1 protein-coding gene is annotated in these 1668 nt (G+C 68.3%); it reads right to left on the bottom strand.

Features of this window, described 5'->3' with window-relative positions; translation table 11 throughout:
* Window positions 1-9 precede the first annotated feature (9 nt).
* Window positions 10-1425 (bottom strand): NF041680 family putative transposase, encoded by a 1416-nt coding sequence (locus ACFKCF_RS61545; RefSeq protein WP_394506776.1) that lies wholly within the window; start codon window positions 1423-1425, stop codon window positions 10-12.
* Window positions 1426-1668: the final 243 nt, after the last annotated feature.

The following is a 1668-nucleotide window of genomic DNA, read 5'->3' as shown; positions in this document are numbered from 1 at the left end:
GCTTGTTCTTTAAGGTCCGAGATCGCGTTTGGTGGTCAGGGACGTGGGCCGCTTGTTGACTTTCCCCAGGTCGTAGCGGGGAGCGCGGCTTCGGTTGCGGGAGCCGGGCGGCCGTCCAGGGCCGGGCTTGCCGGGTTTGGGCGCACGGGCCGGGCATGGGATGGCCGGGCGGATGTTCCGAAACCCTCGCCGTACCCGGGCCGGGGTCAGGCGGCCGGGCGGGGCGGGCTTCTCCCACGGGCGGCGCAGGTCCTCCACCAGGTGCCGGGCCAGCCGGAGCTGGGTGTAGGCGGCGATGATGAGCCAGGTCCACAGATCAGCGGCCTGCGGGTTGCGGATCTTCGGCGCGGTCCAGCCGAGCGTCTGTTTGAAGAGCCGGAACGTATGCTCAAGATCGAATCTTCGGAGGAATGCCTGCCACAGCAGGTCGATCTGGGCGGCCGGTAGGCCGGTGGCCGAGGACCACAGCCATACCGGCTTGGGGTGGGCGTCGCCTGGCAGCCGTTGGACGGTCAGCCGGATGAGCGTGCCCTCGATGATCGGCAGCTCACCGTCATACTCGATCCAGGCGGCGCGGCGGGTAAGGCGATGATGCAGCCGATCCCACGCGGTCGCGATCGCGGTGCCGTACCGCGTCGTCTGGGTCGAGGTGGCCTGGTCGGGGGTGTGCCAGGTGGCCGGGTCGGCGAAGCGGAACTCGCCGCCGTGCTTGGGCGGACGGCCACCGGCGGGGTTGGCCAGGCAATGCTCACGGCGCGAAGGCGCCGGGCGGCGCAGCACCCGATCGGAACGGAGCCGGCCGAGCACCTGCACCGGCAGATCGGCCAGCAGGAAGGCCAGGCGGGGCAGGTCGTAGCCGGCGTCGAACACCAGCAGGATGTCCGCCTCGCCCGGCCGCCACTGGCGGGCTTCGATCAGCCGGATGACCAGGTCCCGGACCTGCGCGGCGGTCACGGCGGCCACGTCGGCCTCGGCCTCCAGCCGGACGGCGTCCAGCACCGCGGTCCAGGAGGTCCGTCCCGTCTCCAGCGCGGCGATGATCGAGTACGGCCAGCCCGGGATCATCAGATGCTGGTCCTTGCTGCGGCCGTAGGTGTGGCAGAACGAGCGGCCGGGGCTGGTGGCCGCGTCCGGTCGCAGCCACGGGGAGACGTCCACCGCTAGGACCAGGCGGTCACCTGCGGTCCTGGGCAGGGGCAGGCCCGCCAGCGCGCGCCGGAACCGGCCGATCTGGAGGCGGCCGTGATTGAGGCCGTCGTACAGGGTGCCGTGCCCGCGCCGATGCTCGGCCGTCAGCGTCAGATCCACCAGCGACCTCACCGGCCCGTCAGCGCATAACACCGCGTCGACCAGCTCGAAAAGCTCATCGCCCCTGCTGCTCAGACACTCGTAGAAGAGCCGTCGGAAATGCGATAGCTCGTCCATCGCCCGGTCGGGGAGGTCATTTGGTATGGATTTCGGGACACCTGTCATGCTGGGTGTCACGATGGATCCTACGGCCATCGTCTCTCCTTCTTGTCTGTCCGATTCGCAGCGAAGATGAGACGGTGGCCGCAACATGTCACGGCGACACGCCGTAACTGTAAAGACACAGTCCGCTATATGCGGATAGATGCTATAAGCCTCTGATCAGGGCATACGCCCAAGAATTTGGTTTAAGAACAAGCT

Source organism: Nonomuraea sp. JJY05, from assembly GCF_043496855.1.
Taxonomy (GTDB): domain Bacteria; phylum Actinomycetota; class Actinomycetes; order Streptosporangiales; family Streptosporangiaceae; genus Nonomuraea.
This window is presented reverse-complemented; position numbering and strand designations above follow the sequence as displayed.